Below are 19,919 nucleotides of genomic sequence, written 5' to 3'. Positions count from 1 at the left end.
GACGATGAGCGTAACGCGTTTGTGGAAGTGCGCGCCGGTACCGGCGGTGACGAAGCGGCGCTGTTTGCCGGGGATCTGTTCCGCATGTACAGCCGCTACGCCGAATCGCGTCGCTGGCGCGTGGAGATCATGAGCGCCAACGAAGGCGAACATGGTGGCTACAAAGAGGTTATCGCCAAGATCAGCGGCGACGGCGTGTACGGTCGTCTCAAGTTTGAATCCGGCGGTCACCGCGTGCAGCGCGTGCCGGCCACCGAATCTCAGGGCCGCATTCACACCTCCGCCTGTACGGTTGCGGTGATGCCGGAGCTGCCGGAAGCTGAACTGCCGGATATCAATCCGGCGGACCTGCGTATTGATACGTTCCGCTCCTCTGGCGCGGGCGGTCAGCACGTTAACACCACCGATTCCGCCATCCGTATCACTCACCTGCCGACCGGCATCGTCGTCGAATGTCAGGACGAACGTTCGCAGCACAAAAACAAAGCCAAAGCGTTGTCCGTGCTGGGCGCGCGTATCCACGCAGCCGAAATGGCGAAACGCCAGCAGGCGGAAGCCTCTACGCGCCGTAACCTTCTGGGCAGCGGCGATCGCAGCGACCGTAACCGCACCTATAACTTCCCTCAGGGGCGCGTAACCGACCACCGCATCAACCTGACGCTGTACCGTCTGGACGAGGTGATGGAAGGGAAGCTGGATATGCTGATTGAGCCTATCGTGCAGGAATACCAGGCCGACCAGCTGGCGGCGCTTTCCGAGCAGGAATAATGGATTTTCAGCGCTGGTTACGTGAGGCGGCCGGTGAGCTTTCAGAAAGCGAAAGCCCGAAACGCGACGCCGAAATTTTGCTTGAGCATGTGACGGGTAAAGCCCGCACGTATCTGCTGGCTTTTGGCGAAACCGAACTGACCGCGGAACAGGAAGCGCAGCTCGCCGCGCTGCTTGCCCGCCGTAAAACCGGCGAGCCGGTGGCGCACCTTGTCGGTGAGCGTGAGTTCTGGTCGTTACCGCTGTACGTCTCGGCGGCGACGCTGATCCCGCGTCCGGACACCGAGTGTCTTGTGGAGCAGGCGCTGGCGCGTTTACCGGCGGCGGCCTGCAGCATTCTCGATCTCGGTACCGGGACAGGGGCTATCGCGCTGGCGCTCGCCACCGAGCGGCCCGACTGCGCGGTGACGGCGGTGGACGTAATGCCCGATGCGGTGGCGCTGGCGCAGCGTAACGTGGAACGTCACGGGCTCTGCAACGTGACGGTGCTGCAAAGCAGCTGGTTTGCCGCGCTGGAGAATCTTTCATTTGAGATGGTTGTCAGCAATCCTCCCTACATCGACGAACATGACCCGCACCTTGCGCAGGGAGACGTGCGCTTCGAACCGCTGACGGCGCTCGTGGCCGCCAAAGCGGGATTAGCCGATCTCGAACACATTGTGACAACGTCACGGAAACATTTGCTTTCCGGCGGCTGGCTGCTCGTGGAACATGGCTGGACGCAGGGAGAGGCCGTTCGGGCACTGTTTACGCAAGCTGGCTACGCCGCTGTCGAAACCTGCCGCGACTACGGCGGCAACGAACGCCTGACGCTGGGGCAGTGGCTATGAGCCTGTTTACCGTGCTCATTACCGTCCACCTGATTTCCGTTGCGCTGACCGTCAGCTTTTTCATCGTCCGTTACTGGTGGCGCTACAGCAACAATCCGCTGACGGATGCCCGCTGGGTGCGTATCGCGCCGCACTGCATCGACACGCTATTGCTCCTTTCCGGTGCCGGGCTCATGTGGAAGACCGGCTATCTGCCATTTACTGATAAAGGTGCATGGCTGACTGAAAAGCTGTTTGGCGTTATCATCTACATCGTTTTGGGTTTTATCGCGCTTGGGCGTCGTCGTCCGCGCAGCCAGCAGGTCGGGTTTATCGCTTTTCTGCTGGGTCTGGTGGTGCTGTACATCATCATTAAACTCGCCACCACAAGAATACCGTTACTGGGGTAAGTCATGAGGTCCTTAGCCGATTTCGAATTTAATAAAGTGCCGCTTTGCGATGGCATGATCCTGATTTCTGAGATGATTCGCGACGATTTTACGTCGCAGTTTGTCTACGATGAGCTGGAGAATCTGGTCAGCCTGGCGCGTGAAGAGATTAATCAGGCTCGCCCGCAAGACTGGCAATTAGAGAAGCTGCTGGAGCTTTTCTACGGCGAATGGGGTTTCTGCGACACGCGGGGCGTGTATCGCCTGTCTGACGCGTTATGGCTGGACCAGGTCTTAAAAAATCGTCAGGGCAGCGCCGTGGCGCTGGGTTCTATTTTGCTGTGGGTCGCGCACCGTCTGGATATTCCGCTAGTCCCGGTCATTTTCCCGACGCAGATGATCCTGCGCGCTGAGTGGCTGGACGGTGAAATGTGGCTCATTAATCCCTTCAACGGCGACACGCTGGATGAACATACGCTGGACGTGTGGCTGAAAGGCAACATCAGCCCGGTGGCTGAACTCTTCAACGAAGATCTCGACGAGGCGGATAACGCAGAAGTGATCCGCAAGCTGCTGGATACGCTGAAGTCTGCGTTAATGGAAGAGCGTCAGATGGAGCTGGCGTTGCGAGCCAGCGAAGTGCTGCTGCAGTTCAACCCGGAAGATCCATACGAAATTCGCGATCGCGGGTTGATCTATGCCCAGCTCGACTGTGAGCACGTGGCGCTAAACGATCTGAGCTATTTCGTTGAGCAGTGTCCGGAAGACCCCATTAGCGAAATGATTCGTGCGCAGATCAACGCGATCTCGCACAAACAAATTACACTGCATTAATCTTAATTCCGATTCACACCTGAATAAGGCGATCCTATGAAACAAAAAGTGGTTAGCATTGGTGATATCAAGGTAGCAAACGACCTGCCGTTCGTACTGTTTGGCGGCATGAACGTGCTAGAATCCCGCGATCTCGCCATGCGTATCTGCGAACACTACGTGACCGTGACCCAAAAGCTGGGTATCCCGTACGTGTTTAAGGCCTCTTTTGACAAAGCCAACCGCTCCTCCATCAACTCTTACCGTGGCCCGGGCCTGGAAGAGGGAATGAAAATTTTCCAGGAGCTGAAGCAGACCTTTGGCGTAAAAGTGATCACCGACGTGCATGAAGCCTCTCAGGCGCAGCCGGTGGCAGACGTGGTGGATGTGATTCAGCTCCCGGCATTCCTGGCTCGCCAGACCGACCTGGTTGCGGCGATGGCGAAAACCGGTGCCGTTATCAACGTGAAGAAACCACAGTTCGTCAGCCCTGGGCAGATGGGCAATATCGTCGATAAATTTATCGAAGGCGGCAACGATCAGGTCATTCTGTGTGACCGTGGCGCAAACTTCGGCTACGACAACCTGGTTGTCGACATGCTGGGCTTCAGCGTGATGAAAAATGTCTCCGGCCAGTCTCCGGTGATTTTCGACGTGACCCACGCCCTGCAGTGCCGCGACCCGTTCGGCGCCGCGTCCGGCGGCCGTCGTGCCCAGGTGACCGAGCTGGCGCGCGCCGGCATGGCAACCGGTCTGGCCGGCCTGTTCATTGAAGCGCACCCGGATCCGGATAACGCAAAATGCGACGGCCCATCCGCGCTGCCGCTGGACAAGCTGGAGCCGTTCCTGAAGCAGATCAAAGCGATTGACGATCTGGTGAAGAGCTTCGACGAGCTGGATACCAGCAAATAATAAAAAAACCCGCTTCGGCGGGTTTTTTTATGCTTTCTCCTTCTCCCTGGGGGAGAAGGTTGGGGTGAGGGCATCAGCCCGCACCGGATAAAATTATGCAAATATCGTCATCAGATACGCAATAAACAAGGCCATATGCGCCGCGCCGTTCAGCACGTTGGTGCGTCCGGTTGAGAACGAAATCTGGCACAGCAGCAACGAGGCGACCATCACAATCATCTCCGGCGCGCCCAGCGCAAACTGCAGGTCGTTACCGGTCATAAAGGCAATCAGCGTCACCACCGGTACGGTAAGTGAAATCGTCGCCAGTACGGAGCCGAAGAACAGGTTCATTGCGCGCTGCACCTGATTATTCAACACCGCTTTCAGCGCGCCCAGCCCTTCAGGGGACAGAATCAGCAGCGCCACCAGGAAGCCGGTAAACGCCACCGGCGCGTTCAGCTCGGTTAACAGCGTCTCAAGCGGGTTAGCGTTCATCTTGGTGACGGCAATCACCGCAATCAGATGCACGATCAGCCAAACCGTATGCCACGCGCTGCTGTGGGCCGACGGCTTGCCGTGATGCGGGTCATCATCGTCACCGTCGTCTTCATGCTCGTACACAAACAGACTCTGGTGCGTTTTGGTCTGAATCAACAGGAACACGCCGTACATGGCGGCGGAAATCAGTGCGACCAGCAGCGCCTGCCCAGTGGAAAAGTTTGCACCCGGCAGCGCCATCGGGAAGACCAGCACGATAATCGCCAGCGGGAAGAGGGCGATAAGATACTGTTTAATGCCGAACAGGTTCATATACTGGGTGGCAAATTTGCGCCCGCCCAGCAGCAGAGAGAAGCCCACCAGGCCGCCCGTTACAATCATAATGATCGAATAGAGCGTGTCGCGCATCAGCGTCGGCGCGGCATCGCCGGTCGCCATAAGGGCGGAAATCAGGCTGACTTCGAGAATAACAACGGAAAGACTGAGAATTAACGATCCGTACGGCTCGCCCAGACGGTGTGCAAGGACGTCCGCATGGCGAACAACGCTAAATGCGCTGGTTAAGATGCCGACCAGGGCAAGAATATTGATACCAACCACCACTGGCAGTGACTGACTGCTTCCCCAGAAGAGCAGCACAGCCAGTGCCAGAACCGGGAAAATGAGTGACGTCTCCTTGTGGCGGGTCTTTACCGCCTCGTGTGTTGCTGTCATGTGCTTCTCCATTAATGCAGGTGCTTGTAATTATAGATAGATTTTTGAGGTCATTAAATTAACAGATCTCTGTTAAATACCCTTTATTTTTTACTTAATTTTACCCTTTGTCATTATTTTCATTTCTGATGTCCATAATGCCGTGTTTTTGTTGAATAACCATTAAATATCAGTAAATTAAAAATATAATGTACTCATAAATTATTGTCGGGTGGCGCCTTGGTGCATCGTCGTCCACACTTACCTCTTTAACCAAAAGAGAGGTTAGTGATGCCCTATAAAGCGAAACGCGAATTACCAGATAACGTACAAAACGTGCTGCCTGCGCACGCGCAGGATATCTACAAAGAGGCGTTCAACAGCGCCTGGGAACAGTACAAAGATAAGGACGATCGCCGGGATGATGCCAGCCGTGAAGAGACGGCCCACAAAGTCGCCTGGGCCGCAGTAAAACATGAATATGAGAAAGGAGACGACGATAAATGGCATAAAAAGAAATAGCAGTGAAATGATTCGCTGCCTTCATTTTGACTTTTCAGGCGGTTGAACTTCCGTTGTATTGCAACTGGTCCGCTAATTGCTTATCGTTATTCGACTGCTGGCAAAATGACCAGCACAGAATGCCGGGAAAGCGAATTACAGATGTCGCAAGGAAGCATGCAGTGGCGGAGGTGGAAAGTGTTAACGCGTGATTTCTTAATGAAGGCAGATTGTAAGACGGCATTTGGTGCTATTGAGGAATCGCTTCTCTGGTCAGCTGAACAACGTGCGGCGTCACTCGCTGCCACGCTTGCCTGCCGCCCGGATGATGGCCCGGTATGGATTTTTGGCTACGGCTCCCTGATGTGGAACCCGGCTCTGGAATTTGTCGAATCGGCAACGGGAACGCTGCCTGGCTGGCATCGCGCATTTTGCCTGCGCCTGACGGCCGGACGCGGCAGCGCGTGCCAGCCCGGGCGCATGCTTGCACTGAAAGAGGGCGGGCGCACCACGGGCGTGGCGTATCGCCTGCCGGATGCCACGCTGGAAGAGGAGCTCACGCTTCTCTGGAAGCGCGAGATGATCACCGGCTGCTATATGCCGAGCTGGTGCAAGCTGGAACTGGACGACGGACGCACCGTCAACGCGCTGGTGTTTATTATGGATCCGCGCCATCCGCTGTATGAAGCGGATACCCGCACGCAGGTGATTGCCCCGTTGATTGCCGCCGCCAGCGGGCCGCTGGGCACCAACGCGCAGTATCTGTTCTCCCTCGATCAGGAGCTGACACGCCTCGGCATGAAGGACGATTGTCTGAATGAGCTGGTGGTGAAGGTGAAGGCGCTGCTGGAAGGGAACCCGCTCAACAGCACGCTGCGACAGGGTTTTGCCTGACAATACGCCCGGCTTGCCGGGCGTTTAAACTTATGCTGCCACGTAGCTGACGGAATGCTCCAGCGACTGGCTGTGGCTATCGATCAGCACATCCCACGTGCCGGTGTACGGCACGGTAAGCCAGGCCTTATCGTCCTGTACGGTGAGAATATCCGCCTGGGACTGTTTTTGTGCTTTCGAACTCATCAGATGAATACGACAGCGTTCTGAGCAACGCACCACTACCGTATCCCCGCCAAACAGTTTCAAACTTGTTTTTACCAGTGCCATTTTTTTACCCCGTAGTCTTAAACAACGCTCTCCCTGCTGCCATATCCGAGCGTGATGTTGTTCACAATTCACTCATGGCATAACACCAAAGGGGAGGGGGTGGGATGCTGATTTTGATCAAAAAATGGCATAACGATTAAACAAAAATGACAAAATTCCTCAAAATTTAGGCTGGCGCGCGTTTTACCCGCTAAACGCGCGCCGGAAGAAGATTAAATGCGGAAATGCCCGGCTGTTTCAGCAAGGTCGCCCGCCTGGCTCTGCAGGGCACCCGCGGCGGCGGCGGATTCCACCACCAGCTCGGCGTTCTGCTGAACCATTCTGTCGAGATGGGTCACCGCGTGGTTGATCTCATGAATCCCTTTCATCTGCTCGCTGGTGGCGATGGAGATTTCGCGCATGATGCCAGAGACGCTGCCGATGCTGGAGCGGATCTCATCCATGCTTTCCCCCGCCAGATGTACGTAGCGGGAGCCTGTTGCCACGCTGTCGGTGGTGGAGTCAATCAGGGATTTGATCTCTTTCGCCGCCTGAGCGCTACGGCTCGCCAGGTTACGCACTTCGCCTGCTACGACGGCAAACCCGCGCCCCTGCTCACCCGCACGCGCCGCCTCGACGGAGGCGTTCAGCGCCAGAATGTTGGTCTGGAAAGCAATGCCGTCAATCACGCTGGTGATATCGCCAATTTTTGCCGACGCGACTTCAATAGACTGCATGGTGCTGATCGCCTGGGATACCACCTCGCCGCCGCGCGCCGCGGCCGCTGAGGCCTTGCTCGCCTGGTCGTTGGCTTCTGCCGCCGATTCATTCGACTGCGTCACGGAGGCGGTGATCTGCTCCACGGCGCTGGCCGTCTCGCGCAGGCTGGATGCCGCCTGCTCGGTACGTCCGGAAAGATCCTGGTTACCTGCGGCTATCTCCTGCGCCGCGTTTTTCACCGATTCACTGGCATCCCGGAGCTGCACCATCACCACCGACAGTTTATCGCTGAAGGCGTTAAAGGCCTGGGCAATTTGCGCGACCTCGTCCTCGCCGCTGTCCGGCAGGCGCTGGGACAGATCGTTAGTACCGTTAGCAATGCTGTGCATCGCGTCGCGAATGTCGGACAAACGCTTGAGCAGGCGGGCAATCAGGAAATGCACAATGGCGGCGCTCAGCAGTGCAAGGATCACCAGCGAAATCCCCGAGGCTTTAAGCAGGGAACGCATGCCGGAGGTGGCGTCACCGCTGTCGAGCGCGACGACTAACAGCCAGTTTGTGCCCGGCACGGCTGTCGCCACGAAGGTTTTTTCAGCGTCGTTTAGCGTTCCGTCGACGGGGTTACCGCTTTTCAGCGCAGCAAAATCAATGCCCTTGATTGTCTCAGTAAACGGTTTCAGCGTGAGGGCAGGATCGTTAGCGGCAATCACGCTGCCGTCACTGTTCAGAAGTAACCCGCTGCTGGCCGGGGTTGGATGGATCCCGCGCACGTTAGCCACCACGCTGTCCATCGCCACATCGCCCGCCACGACCGCTTTTAGCGTGCCATTTTCTTTCACCGGCACCGCAAAGGTTACCACCAGCTTACCGGTCCCCGCATCAACGTAGGGCGCGGTGACAACCGGACCGTCCGTGCTGACCACCTGCTGATACCACGGGCGAATGGTCGGGTCATAGTCCGCCGGAACGCCCGCCGGTTCAGAGAATTTCGCCGTTTTGCTGGCGTAGCCAACATAGACGTTGGTGAATCCACCCGCCTGCGCAAGCTGTTTAAACACCGGAACCGGGTCGTCACTCAGCGCAACGGTCTGCGCGGAGGCGATCACCGTCATCTTGCTTTTTACCCAGTCGGCAATCGCCATGTTATGGCTGGCGCTGGTGCTGGTCAGGATATCGCGCTGGGACTGCTGGTTATCCTGGCGCGTGACCTGGAAGTTGATAACGGTATTAAGGAGAAGGGCGACGACCAGACAGCCTGCCGTCGCCGCGATGATGCGTGCACGAATAGATCTGAACATAAGTGAAATACCTGCTGTGTTGTTTCCATGCCTATCGGCAACCCCGCAGGTAAACTTGATGCTGAAACCGCGTCCATAAGAAAATAATATTTTTACGGGTTTATTATTAAAAAGTTAATACTTTATCGGCGGACAGCGTCCACTCGGCCAGCTCAACCAGAGTACCAATCTCTACGCCATCAATCAGCGGCAGACCGGTAATGCCGCGGCCGTCGGTGCAGGTCTTGCACAGCTTCACCGGCACGTTTTGCGCGGTGAGGATCTCCAGCATCTGCTGAATGTTATAGCCCTCTGCCGGTTTTTGACCCTTCAGCCCCGCGGTGACCGCGTCCGACATTAAAAAGAGTCGTAACGCCAGGTCGCTCTCTTTTTCACGCAGCGCAATCGCCAGGCGCAGACTGTTGAAAAGGGATTCACTGCCGTAAGCCGCACCGTTGGCGACGATCACAATCTTTTGCATGTTGACTCCTGTTCTTATAAAGGCACGAATATTGCTTAGCTTTTCCAAGTTTCGCTGTTCTGGAGAGTAAGCATGACATTAATGGCTGGCATTTCGCCAGGCGCTGGCGAATGGCTCGAGCGCGCAAGGATGATGCGCCGGGAGCAGCTCAGCAAGCTGGCACAGCTTGGCGTGCTTGTGCACGGCATTAGCCAACTGGTGCATATGTTACAGTGCGAGCGTGGGGCGTCCAACGTCTGGCTCTGTTCACAGGGTAAGCTCTACGCTCCTGAATGCAAAGCCAGCCGGGCGCTGGTGGATGAAAACCTCGCTGCACTTTATGACATTCTTGAAAAACAGTCGCCGATCCCGGGAAGTACGGTCTGTGAACGCATCGGCGGCGCGCTCCTGAGCCTTGATATGCTTCCCGCGCTGCGCGACGGTGTTATTCAGCAAACGGTAACGGCGCCGCAGGCGATGGATCACTACTCCCGCATGCTTCGCCATCTGCTCAGTATCGTACCGCAGCTCAATGACAGCATTGACGATCCGCAAATCGCCGGGCGTTTTGTTGCCCTTTATAGCCTGATGCAGGGGAAAGAGCTGGCGGGACAGGAACGGGCCCTGGGAGCGATTGGCTTCACGCAGGGCTTTTTCGATGATGTGACTCGCCAGAGGCTGGTTGACCGCATCGACGGGCAGCAGGCCTGCTTTGAAATTTTTCTCTCACACAGCTCCGCTGACGTCCAGACCACCTTTTCCCTGCACTGTCAGCCCGATCGTGAAACGGAGCAACTCCGGCGCGTGGCCTGCACCCGCCAGCCTGCCGCGGATGATGGCCTTACCGCTCTGGCCTGGTTTGCTCTGCAAACCGCGCGCCTTGAGCATCTGCGCACGCTGGAGGAGACGCTCATCGCCGATCTGATGACGGCGGTGGACGAGCGTATTTACCGTAACGATGAGTACGTACCTCCCGCCGATGAGCAGGACGATCCGCTGATACAGTATCCGGAAAAACCGTTGCTCACCCTGGTGCGCCAGCAGGCACGCGAGATAGAACAGCTCTCGCGCCAGCTTGCGTCGCTGCGCGATACGCTTGAAGAGCGCAAAGTCATTGATAAAGCGAAAAGCGTGCTGATGACCCACCAGAATATGAGTGAGGAACAGGCCTGGACGGCGCTGCGCAAAATGGCGATGGACAAGAACCAAAGGATGGTGGATATCGCCCGCGCGCTGCTGATGGTGAAGAATTTATGGCAGATAATACCAAAGGAGTAGCTGCACGGTCAGCGGGCATTTTATGCCTGATTAAGGTGCGTGTAGGCGAGGGGAATTCGGTTAGCGCCCCGGAAAAAGCGGGTTAAAACCTGGCATTCACTTTGCATTATCAGATTAACCATTTTTGACGATGCGCCAACGGCGGTGCATGCGTCTTCGGGATAAAGGCGTCCACTGGTGCTTCGGCATCGTGGGCGCTTTTTTTTGGTTTTTATTCAGGAGTGGTCATGGCGGATTTGTCGAGACGGCGTTTTTTGCAGGCCAGCATGCTGGCCAGTGGTGCAATGCTGTTACCGGGTATCATGCAGGCCGCATGGGCGGCTGGCTCGGATAAACCGGAGCAGGAAACGGTGCGCATCGGGTTTATCCCGCTGACCGACTGCGCCCCGGTGGTTATCGCAGCGCTGAAAGGCTTTGATAAAAAATACGGCATTACCATCGTGCCCACCAAAGAGGCGAGCTGGGCGGCGGTGCGCGACAAGCTGGTGGCGGGCGAGCTTGATGCCGCGCACATTCTCTACGGCCTGCTGTACGGCCTGGAGCTGGGTATTGCCGGCAAGCCGCAGCAGATGGCAAACCTGATGACGCTTAATCAGAACGGCCAGGCGATTACGCTTTCCAGCGATCTGGCGGAGAAGGGCGTTCGAGACCTTGACGGGCTGAAAAAGCTGATTGGTCAGCAGGCGCCCGGCATCTACACCTTCGCGCACACCTTCCCGACCGGGACGCACGCCATGTGGCTGTACTACTGGCTGGCCAGCGCGGGCATTAACCCCTTTGACGACGTGCGCACGGTAGTGGTGCCGCCGCCGCAGATGGTGATGAACATGCGCATTGGCAACATGGTCGGCTTTTGCGTCGGCGAGCCGTGGAACGCACGTGCCATCAACGACCGCATCGGTTTTACCGCCGCCACGTCGCAGTCCATCTGGGCCGATCATCCGGAAAAAATCCTCGGCACGCGTCGCGACTGGGTGGAGAAAAACCCGCACACCGCGCGGGCGCTGGTGAGCGCGGTACTGGAGGCGGCGCGCTGGATCGAAGCCTCCCCGGAAAACAAACGCGAGACCGCGCAGATCCTCTCCCGCCGGGCGTGGCTCAACTGCAAGGAACAGTATCTCACCGGACGCATGCTCGGCGAGTACGACAACGGCCTGGGCCAGCGCTGGCAGGACGCGCACCCGATCCGCTTCTTCAACGAGGGGGCCGTCAGCTACCCATATCTCTCAGACGGCATGTGGTTCTTAACCCAGTTCCGCCGCTGGGGCTTGCTCAAATCCGCGCCGGACTACGCGGGTATTGCACAGCGCATTAACCAGACCGCGGTCTGGCAGGATGCCGCTACGGCGGTGGGGGGCATCAGCACACCGACTTCACCATTACGCAGCAGCACATTGATGGACGGCACCGTCTGGAACGGTACCGATCCGGAAGGATACGCCAGCCGTTTCGCTATTCACCGTAAAGGGGCCTGATTATGCAGCATCTGCAAAAGACGAATTCACACGAGACGCCGGAGAGTGGAGAGGTGATTCTCCTGCCTCCGGTGCAGGTTCGCCGCCGTACGCCGACGTTTGCGCGTCGGATTAATGCGATCCTTCAGCGCATCATCCCGGCGTTTCTCGGTCTGGGACTGCTGGTGGTGCTCTGGCAGCTGGCGGCGATTAACAGCAAAGGTTTCCCGACGCCGCTCAGCACGCTCGATTCCGCCATCACCCTGTTTGCCGATCCGTTTTATCGCGACGGGCCAAACGACATGGGCATCGGCTGGAACGTGCTCGCCTCATTACAGCGCGTGGCGGTGGGGTTTGGCCTGGCCGCGCTCGCCGGGATCCCGCTCGGCTTCCTGATTGGTCGCTTCACCTTTTTCTCTCGCATGTTCGGCCCGCTGATCGCGCTGTTACGCCCGGTTAGCCCGCTGGCCTGGCTGCCCATCGGCCTGCTGCTGTTTCAGAAAGCGGAGCCCGCGTCGAGCTGGACCATTTTTATCTGCTCCATCTGGCCGATGGTGATCAACACCGCCGAAGGCGTGCGGTGTATTCCGCAGGACTACCTTAACGTCGCCCGGGTGCTGCAGCTTTCCGAGTGGACCATCATGCGCCGCATTCTCTTCCCGGCGGTGCTGCCCGCGGTGCTGACCGGGGTGCGTCTTTCCATCGGCATCGCCTGGCTGGTGATCGTCGCCGCCGAGATGCTCACCGGCGGTTTAGGGATCGGCTTCTGGATCTGGAACGAGTGGAACAACCTCAACGTCGAAAACATTCTCATCGCCATCGTCATCATTGGCGTGGTCGGGCTGCTGCTGGAGCAGGGGCTGATGCTGATCGCCCGTCGCTTTAGCTGGCAGGAAAAATAAGGAGCGAACATGAAACCATTAATCCAGGTCCAGGCCGTGAGCCAGCGTTTTTCCACCGCCAGCGGCGAATTTCTGGCGCTGCAGAACGTCTCCTTTGATATCCATGAGGGCGAAACCGTCAGCCTGATTGGGCACTCCGGCTGCGGTAAATCGACGCTGCTTAACCTTATCGCTGGGATCACGTTGCCGACGGAGGGCGGGCTGATTTGCGACAACCGCGAAATTGCCGGGCCGGGTCCGGAGCGCGCGGTGGTATTCCAGAACCATTCGCTGCTGCCGTGGCTCACCTGCTTCGACAACGTGGCCCTGGCGGTCGATCACGTGTTTCGCCACAGCATGAGCAAGGCGGAGCGCCGGGAGTGGATTGAGCACAACCTCGACCGCGTGCAGATGGGGCACGCCCTGCACAAGCGCCCGGGGGAGATCTCCGGCGGCATGAAGCAGCGCGTCGGGATTGCCCGCGCGCTGGCGATGAAGCCGAAAGTCCTGCTGATGGATGAACCCTTCGGCGCGCTGGATGCGCTGACGCGCGCCCATCTTCAGGACTCGGTGATGCAGATCCAGCAGGCGCTGAACACCACCATTGTGCTGATTACCCACGACGTGGACGAGGCGGTGCTGCTCTCCGATCGCGTGCTGATGATGACCAACGGCCCGGCGGCGACCGTCGGGGAGATCCTGCACGTTGACCTGCCGCGCCCGCGTAACCGGGTGCAGCTGGCTGACGACAGCCGCTATCACCACATGCGCCAGCAGATCCTGCATTTCCTCTATGAAAAGCAGCCGAAAGCGGCGTAGCGAGGGGGCTTTGATGCGACTGGTCATTATCGGAAATGGCATGGCGGCCACGCGGCTGATTGCCTCGCTCACCGGGCGTGCTGCCGATCGTTTCGCAATTACCGTCATCGGTGACGAGCCGGAGCATGCCTATAACCGCATCCAGCTTTCGCCGGTGCTGGGCGGTGAAAAAACGGCGGTGGGCATCAGTCTTCAGAATGACGACTGGTACCAGGAACGGGGCGTGACGGTGCTGCGGGGCGAAAAGGCGCTCGCCGTGAACGTGGACGCGCGGGAAGTGCAAACCACCGCCCGCACGCTGGGCTGGGATGCGCTGGTGTTTGCCACCGGATCAACGCCCTTTGTTCCGCCAATTCGCGGCTGCGATGCGCCGCATGTGTTCACGTTCCATACCCTGGCAGATACCCGGGCCATTCAGGCGATCGCCGGTCCGGCGGTGGTGCTGGGCGGCGGCGTGCTCGGGGTTGAGGCGGCGGCTGCGCTGGCGCGTTCAGGTGACGAGGTCACGCTTGTTCATCGCGGTCCGTGGCTGATGGAGCAGCAGCTGGATCGGCAGGCGGGAATGCTGCTGGAAGAGGCGCTGGCGGCGCGGGGCGTGCGCTGTGAGCTCGTCTCTGGCATCGCAGCGGTGAACGGAGATAGCGTGACGCTGCTGAACGGACGCAGAATCGCCGCCGCGCGCGTGGTGCTAGCGACCGGCGTGCAGCCCAGCGTCACGCTGGCGCAGGCCAGCGGCATTCGCTGCGCGCGCGGCATCGTGGTGGATCGCCAGATGCAAACCTCCGAGCCGGACGTCTACGCCATTGGCGAATGCTGCGAAATTGACGGCCAGACGTTTGGCCTGGTCGCCCCCTGTCTGGCGCAGGCGGATATCCTTGCCGCCCGGCTGGCCGGAGACGTCACCGCGCCGTTTACCCTGACCGACAGCGGGATGCGCCTCAAGGTGACCGGCGTGGAGCTGTTCAGTCTCGGTCGCGCGGCAGAGCAGGAGGGCGACGTGGTCTGGAGCGCATGGGATCCGCTGACCCGTCACTATCGCCGTTTACTGATCAATCAAGGGGCGCTGGCTGGCGTACTGCTGATGGGCGACTGCCGCAGCACGGCAACATTTACCGATTTACTGGCAACGGCTGCGCCCGCCCACGCGGACTGGCTGTTCGATCGTTTCACTACGCAACCGCAGGTTGCAGGACACAATGCTATGACAAAACCTACTCTGGTGGTGGTTGGGCACGGTATGGTCGGCCATCATTTTCTCGAAGACTGCGTTAACCGCAATCTGCATCAGCAGTATCAGATCGTTGTCTTTGGCGAGGAGCGCTATGCCGCCTACGACCGCGTGCATCTGTCGGAATATTTTGGCGGCCGCAGCGCGGCGTCGCTTTCGCTGGTGGAGGGGGATTTCTTTGTCGACAACGGCATTGAGCTGCGCCTGTCGCAGCAGGTCGTCGCTATCGATCGCGACGCGCGCGTGGTGCGCACCGCCAGCGGGCACGAAACCCACTGGGACAAGCTGGTGCTGGCGACCGGCTCATACCCGTTCGTGCCGCCTGTGCCGGGCAACGATTTGCCGGGCTGTTTTGTCTACCGCACCCTTGACGACCTGGACAACATTGCTGCACATGCGGCGGGCTCGCGCCGCGGCGTGGTGATTGGCGGCGGCCTGCTCGGGCTGGAGGCGGCGAATGCCCTGAAGCAGCTCGGGCTGGAAACCCACGTGGTTGAGTTTGCGCCCAACCTGATGGCGGTCCAGCTCGACAACGACGGCGCGGCGATGCTGCGCAAAAAAATCGAGGCGCTGGGCGTCGGCGTTCACACCAGTAAAGCCACGACGGAGATCGCCAACGCGGACGGCGGGCTGGTGCTGCGCTTTGCCGATGGCGAACAGCTTGAAACGGACATGGTGGTCTTTTCGGCGGGCATTCGTCCCCAGGACGCGCTGGCGTGCAGCAGCGGGCTGGCTATCGGCGAGCGCGGCGGGATCTGCATTGACGACGGTTGCCAGACCTCCGATCCGGACGTGCTGGCCATTGGTGAATGCGCCCTGTGGGAAGGGAAAATCTTCGGTCTGGTCGCGCCCGGCTACCAGATGGCGCGGGTGGCCGCCGCCGCGCTGGCGGGAGAGGAGAACATCTTCGCCGGCGCGGATATGAGCACCAAACTCAAGCTGCTGGGCGTGGACGTGGCCTCTTTCGGCGACGCTCACGGACGCACGCCGGGGGCGCTGAGCTATCAGTGGACGCACGGTCCGCAGCAAATCTACAAGAAAATCGTGGTCAGCCACGACGGCAAAACGCTGCTCGGCGGCGTGCTGGTGGGCGATGCCAGCGAATACGCCACGCTGGTGCAGATGATGCTTAACGGGATAGCCCTGCCAAAAGAGCCGGAAACGCTAATATTACCCGCGTCGTCAGGCAGCGCGCCGAAAGCGCTCGGCGTGGCGGCGCTGCCGGAAAGCGCGCAAATCTGTTCGTGTCATAACGTCAGCAAAGGCGATATCTGCCGGGCGGTGAGCGCGGGCGCGGCGGATATCGGCGCCGTTAAGCAGTGCACCAAAGCGGCGACCGGCTGCGGGGGATGTAGCGCGCTGGTGAAGCAGGTGATGGAGTTCCAGCTGGCTGAGCAGGGCGTGGAGGTGAAAAAGGACATCTGCGAGCACTTCCCGTACTCGCGCCAGGAGATTTACCACCTCGTGCGCGTCAACCATATCCGGACCTTTGACCAGCTTATAAGCCGCTACGGACAGGGACACGGATGCGAAATTTGTAAGCCGCTGGTGGGGTCAGTGCTTGCCTCCTGCTGGAACGAGTATCTGCTGAAACCGGCGCACCTGCCGCTGCAGGATACCAACGACCGCTACTTTGCCAACATCCAGAAGGACGGCACCTACTCCATCGTGCCGCGCATGCCCGCAGGGGAAGTGACCGCCGACGGGCTGATCGCCATCGGCCAGATTGCGAAGCGCTACAGCCTGTACAGCAAAATTACCGGCGGACAGCGAATCGACCTTTTCGGCGCCACTCTGGAACAGCTGCCTGAGATCTGGCAGGCGCTGGTCGAGGCCGGGTTTGAAACCGGGCACGCCTACGGGAAATCCCTGCGCACGGTGAAATCCTGCGTCGGTTCAACCTGGTGCCGCTACGGGGTGCAGGACTCCACCGGCCTCGCGGTCAGGCTTGAGCACCGCTACAAGGGGCTGCGCGCGCCGCACAAAATCAAAATGGCGGTCTCCGGCTGCACCCGCGAGTGCGCGGAGGCGCAGAGCAAAGACGTGGGGGTGATTGCCACCGATAAAGGCTGGAACCTCTATCTGTGCGGCAACGGCGGGATGAAGCCGCGCCATGCGGATCTCTTCGCCAGCGATCTGGACGACGAAACGCTGATCCGCACCGTCGACCGTTTCCTGATGTTTTACATCCGCACGGCGGATCGCCTGCAGCGCACCAGCACCTGGATGGACAACCTGGAAGGCGGCCTCGACTATCTGCGCGAGGTGATCCTCAACGACAGCCTCGGCATCGCCCACGAGCTGGAGCAGGAGATGGCCCGGGTGGTGGAAACCTACCAGTGCGAATGGCAAACCACGCTCAGCGATCCCAACCGCCTGGCGCTGTTCCGCACGACGGTGAACGAGACCGCGCCGGATGAAAGCAAGCGCTGGCAGGAAATCTGCGGCATCGACGATATCCCCGAGCAGGCGGGCATCGGCGCGCGGCTTGGACGTAAGCCGATTGCGCTGTTCCGCTTTGGCAAAACCGTTTACGCCCTCGACGATCGGGAGCCGGGCGGCGAGGCGAACGTGCTTTCACGCGGCATTCTTGGCGATGCGGCGGGCGAGCCGGTGGTGATTTCACCGCTCTACAAGCAGCGCATTCGCCTGCGCGACGGCTGTCAGGCAGAGAACGGCGAACCCGCGGTGCGCGCCTGGCCGGTGAAAATTGAAAACGGCAAGGTATGGGTTGGCAGCGACGCCCAGGTAATGCGTGCGGAGGCTTCATGACGGAAACCCGGACAACGTGCCCCTACTGCGGGGTCGGCTGCGGCGTAGTTGCCAGCGTGGAAGGTGAAGCGGTCAGCGTTCGGGGAGATGAAACCCATCCTGCGAACCTGGGTCGCCTGTGCGTGAAAGGATCGGCCCTGGGCGAAACGACGGGCTTACAGGGGCGGCTTTTGCGCCCGGTCGTTGACGGACTTGAGGTGGACTGGGCGCAGGCGCTGAACGCGGCAGGGGAGCGTCTGCGGGAGATTATCGACACATGGGGGCCGCAGGCGGTGGCGTTTTACGCCTCCGGACAATTGCTTACCGAGGACTACTACGCCGCCAACAAGCTGATGAAAGGGTTTATCGGTGCGGCAAACATCGATACCAACTCCCGGCTTTGCATGTCCTCGGCGGTGGTGGGCTACAAGCGCGCCTTTGGCGAAGACGTGGTGCCGTGCAGCTACGAGGACGTCGAAAACAGCGATCTGGTGGTGCTGGTGGGTTCAAACGCGGCCTGGACGCATCCTGTGCTCTATCAGCGGCTGGTGCAGGCGAAGCGCAACAACCCTCAGATGAAGGTGGTGGTAATCGATCCGCGCAGAACCGCCACCTGTGATATTGCTGACCTGCATCTGGCGCTCGCCCCCGGCAGCGACGCCGGGCTGTTTGTCGGTCTGCTTAATGTGATTCAGGGAACGGATGAGTGGCCCGTTGAGCGCGTGGCGGCGTTTTGCGGCCTCTCGCCGCAGGATATTGGCACCTTTTACGACTGGTTTATCACCGCGCCTCGCGCAATTACGCTCTACACCATGGGTATCAACCAGTCCGCCAGCGGCAGCGACAAGTGTAACGCTATCATTAACGTTCATCTTGCCAGCGGGAAGTTCAACCGTCCGGGCTGCGGCCCGTTTTCGCTGACCGGACAGCCAAACGCGATGGGCGGAAGGGAGGTGGGCGGACTGGCGAACCAACTGGCGGCACACATGAACTTTGAGCCGGACGATCTTTCGCGGGTGGCGCGTTTCTGGGGAACGGAACGGCTGGCGCAGACGCCGGGGCTGATGGCGGTGGAGCTGTTTGACGCCATTGCCCGCGGTGAGGTGAAGGCGGTGTGGATTATGGGCACCAACCCCGCCGTGTCGCTGCCGGACAGCCACGCGGTGTGTCAGGCGCTGGCGGGCTGCCCGCTGGTGATGGTCTCTGAGGTGATGAACGATACCGACACCAGCCGGTTCGCCCATATCCGTTTTCCGGCTTTGGGCTGGGGAGAAAAGGACGGGACGGTGACCAATTCCGAGCGGCGCATTTCACGCCAGCGCGCGTTTCTGCCCGCGCCGGGCGAAGCGAAGCCGGACTGGTGGATCGTCGCGCAGATGGCGAAACGGCTGGGCTACGGCGAGGCCTTTGCCTGGCAACATCCGCACGAGATTTTTTGCGAACATGCGGCGCTGACGGCCTTTGAAAATGACGGCGCGCGGGCATTGAATCTTCATGAACTGGCTGCGCTAACCCGTGAGGAGTGGGATCAGCTTGAGCCTTATCAGTGGCCGACGGGGAATTTTCCGCGCCGAAACATCGTTCCCGTTAACCCTTTGTCGCACGGTGCGACGGTCAGCGCGTTGTACCCGCTGATTCTCAACTCCGGACGCATCCGCGATCAGTGGCATACCATGACCCGAACGGGATACGTGGCCAGACTCATGCAGCATATCGCCGAACCGTTTGTTGAGGTTTGCCCCGCAGACGCGGTTCGGTTTTCCCTGTGCGACGGCCAGTTGGCGCGCATCAGCTCGCCGCGCGGCGTGATGGTCGTCAGAGTACGAATCAATGACGGGATACGGGAAGGCGAGGCGTTTGCCCCGATGCACTGGAATGCTGAGTTTTCCCGCCAGGGAAAGGTGAATGCGCTGGTGGAAGGGCGCTGCGATCCGGTTTCTGGCCAGCCGGAGAGTAAACAAACCGCGGTCAGAATTCTGCCGTGGCAGCCCGCCTGGCAGGGGGAACTCTATGCCCGGGAATGGCCGGAAATGCCCTCTTCGGCTTACTGGTGGCGTAAAGCCTCACGCCTGACGGTGGCGGGCGATCAACCTTTGCTGTCGTGGGTAATGGATTACGCCGGCGTCCGGGGCTGGCAGCTGCAGGTTGCGCAAACCGGCGAACGCAGCAGCGTGCTGGCCTGGCATGAAGGCCAGTTGATGCTGGGCTTCTGGGAGGGCACCGCGTTACCGGCGCTGGCGCATACGGTGATTGAAGCCGCTTTTCAATCCCCACCCGTGCTGGCCTCAGAACGTCACGCCTTGCTGAACGGACAGAGCGTCGGGAAGGAAGCGGATCCGGGACGCATCATCTGCAGCTGTTTCAGCGTCGGGGAGAATACGATACGGGAGGCGATCGTTGGCGGGTGTGATTCCGTAACCGCGCTGGGGGCGAAGCTGCGCTGTGGTACGAACTGTGGCTCCTGCGTGCCGGAGCTGAAAGGGCTGTTTCAGGATAATCCTGAAATGTCCGCCAGGACTGCATTTCAGGGCTTATCGCGTTAA

Annotated in this window: 17 protein-coding genes; 13 read left to right on the top strand and 4 right to left on the bottom strand. The window is 59.5% G+C overall.

Annotated elements, in window-relative coordinates; all coding sequences use genetic code 11:
- From prfA to kdsA, 5 genes are all read left to right on the top strand, one after another.
- A partial coding sequence (gene prfA / locus DEO48_RS09850; RefSeq protein ID WP_109845045.1) for a peptide chain release factor 1 occupies positions 1-768 on the top strand: 768 nt, incomplete at its 5' end.
- Entirely contained in the window at positions 768-1,598 is an 831-nt protein-coding gene (gene prmC, locus DEO48_RS09845; RefSeq protein WP_109845044.1) for a peptide chain release factor N(5)-glutamine methyltransferase, read from the top strand. The genes prfA and prmC, both read left to right, overlap by 1 nt.
- Entirely contained in the window at positions 1,595-1,987 is a 393-nt protein-coding gene (gene sirB2 / locus DEO48_RS09840; RefSeq protein ID WP_058841347.1) for an invasion regulator SirB2, read from the top strand. Before prmC ends, sirB2 begins: the two co-directional genes overlap by 4 nt.
- Before the next feature lie 3 nt (positions 1,988-1,990).
- Entirely contained in the window at positions 1,991-2,800 is an 810-nt protein-coding gene (gene sirB1 / locus DEO48_RS09835; RefSeq protein WP_024907069.1) for an invasion regulator SirB1, read from the top strand.
- Positions 2,801-2,836: 36 nt separating this feature from the next.
- Complete coding sequence (gene kdsA, locus DEO48_RS09830; RefSeq protein WP_023312123.1) at positions 2,837-3,691, top strand: 3-deoxy-8-phosphooctulonate synthase; 855 nt, start codon at positions 2,837-2,839, stop codon at positions 3,689-3,691.
- Positions 3,692-3,784: 93 nt separating this feature from the next.
- On the opposite strand, the gene chaA is transcribed toward kdsA, so the two are convergent.
- Entirely contained in the window at positions 3,785-4,885 is a 1,101-nt protein-coding gene (gene chaA / locus DEO48_RS09825) for a sodium-potassium/proton antiporter ChaA (protein WP_109845043.1), read from the bottom strand.
- Between the two features lie 270 nt (positions 4,886-5,155).
- On the opposite strand from chaA, the gene chaB reads away from it, so the two are divergent.
- Both chaB and DEO48_RS09815 read left to right on the top strand, forming a co-directional pair.
- Positions 5,156-5,386, top strand: coding sequence for a putative cation transport regulator ChaB (gene chaB / locus DEO48_RS09820; protein ID WP_045888013.1), 231 nt, complete (start codon positions 5,156-5,158; stop codon positions 5,384-5,386).
- A gap of 177 nt (positions 5,387-5,563) precedes the next feature.
- Entirely contained in the window at positions 5,564-6,259 is a 696-nt protein-coding gene (locus DEO48_RS09815) for a gamma-glutamylcyclotransferase (protein ID WP_023312120.1), read from the top strand.
- A 30-nt stretch (positions 6,260-6,289) separates the two neighbouring features.
- On the opposite strand, the gene DEO48_RS09810 is transcribed toward DEO48_RS09815, so the two are convergent.
- The 3 genes from DEO48_RS09810 to DEO48_RS09800 form a co-directional block, all read right to left on the bottom strand.
- Positions 6,290-6,529 carry a DUF1883 domain-containing protein gene (locus tag DEO48_RS09810; RefSeq protein ID WP_010432930.1) on the bottom strand — a complete coding sequence of 80 codons (240 nt, stop codon included), beginning with the start codon at positions 6,527-6,529 and terminating at the stop codon, positions 6,290-6,292.
- Between the two features lie 212 nt (positions 6,530-6,741).
- Complete coding sequence (locus DEO48_RS09805) at positions 6,742-8,526, bottom strand: methyl-accepting chemotaxis protein (RefSeq protein WP_109845042.1); 1,785 nt, start codon at positions 8,524-8,526, stop codon at positions 6,742-6,744.
- Between the two features lie 106 nt (positions 8,527-8,632).
- Entirely contained in the window at positions 8,633-8,986 is a 354-nt protein-coding gene (locus DEO48_RS09800) for a DsrE/DsrF/TusD sulfur relay family protein (RefSeq protein WP_008499522.1), read from the bottom strand.
- 72 nt (positions 8,987-9,058) lie between these two features.
- Here DEO48_RS09800 and nasR point away from each other — a divergent pair, with 72 nt between their 5' ends.
- The 6 genes from nasR (at position 9,059) to DEO48_RS09770 (ending at position 19,919) form a co-directional block, all read left to right on the top strand.
- A complete protein-coding gene (nasR, locus tag DEO48_RS09795) occupies positions 9,059-10,243 on the top strand; it encodes a nitrate regulatory protein NasR (RefSeq protein ID WP_109845041.1) in 1,185 nt (394 codons plus the stop codon).
- Positions 10,244-10,470: 227 nt separating this feature from the next.
- Positions 10,471-11,718 (top strand): CmpA/NrtA family ABC transporter substrate-binding protein, encoded by a 1,248-nt coding sequence (locus DEO48_RS09790; RefSeq protein WP_109845040.1) that lies wholly within the window; start codon positions 10,471-10,473, stop codon positions 11,716-11,718.
- 2 nt (positions 11,719-11,720) lie between these two features.
- Entirely contained in the window at positions 11,721-12,599 is an 879-nt protein-coding gene (gene ntrB / locus DEO48_RS09785; protein ID WP_109845039.1) for a nitrate ABC transporter permease, read from the top strand.
- Positions 12,600-12,608: 9 nt separating this feature from the next.
- Positions 12,609-13,397: an ABC transporter ATP-binding protein gene (locus DEO48_RS09780; RefSeq protein WP_021240347.1), complete on the top strand. Its 789-nt coding sequence runs from the start codon at positions 12,609-12,611 to the stop codon at positions 13,395-13,397.
- Positions 13,398-13,410: 13 nt separating this feature from the next.
- Positions 13,411-17,397, top strand: a complete 3,987-nt coding sequence (nirB, locus tag DEO48_RS09775) for a nitrite reductase large subunit NirB (RefSeq protein WP_109845038.1) — start codon at positions 13,411-13,413, stop codon at positions 17,395-17,397.
- Positions 17,394-19,919 carry a nitrate reductase gene (locus tag DEO48_RS09770; RefSeq protein WP_109845037.1) on the top strand — a complete coding sequence of 842 codons (2,526 nt, stop codon included), beginning with the start codon at positions 17,394-17,396 and terminating at the stop codon, positions 19,917-19,919. The genes nirB and DEO48_RS09770 overlap by 4 nt, the downstream gene beginning before the upstream one ends.

The sequence above is a fragment of the Enterobacter sp. CGMCC 5087 genome, from assembly GCF_003144775.1.
GTDB classification, from domain to species: domain Bacteria; phylum Pseudomonadota; class Gammaproteobacteria; order Enterobacterales; family Enterobacteriaceae; genus Enterobacter; species Enterobacter cloacae_M.
This window is presented reverse-complemented; position numbering and strand designations above follow the sequence as displayed.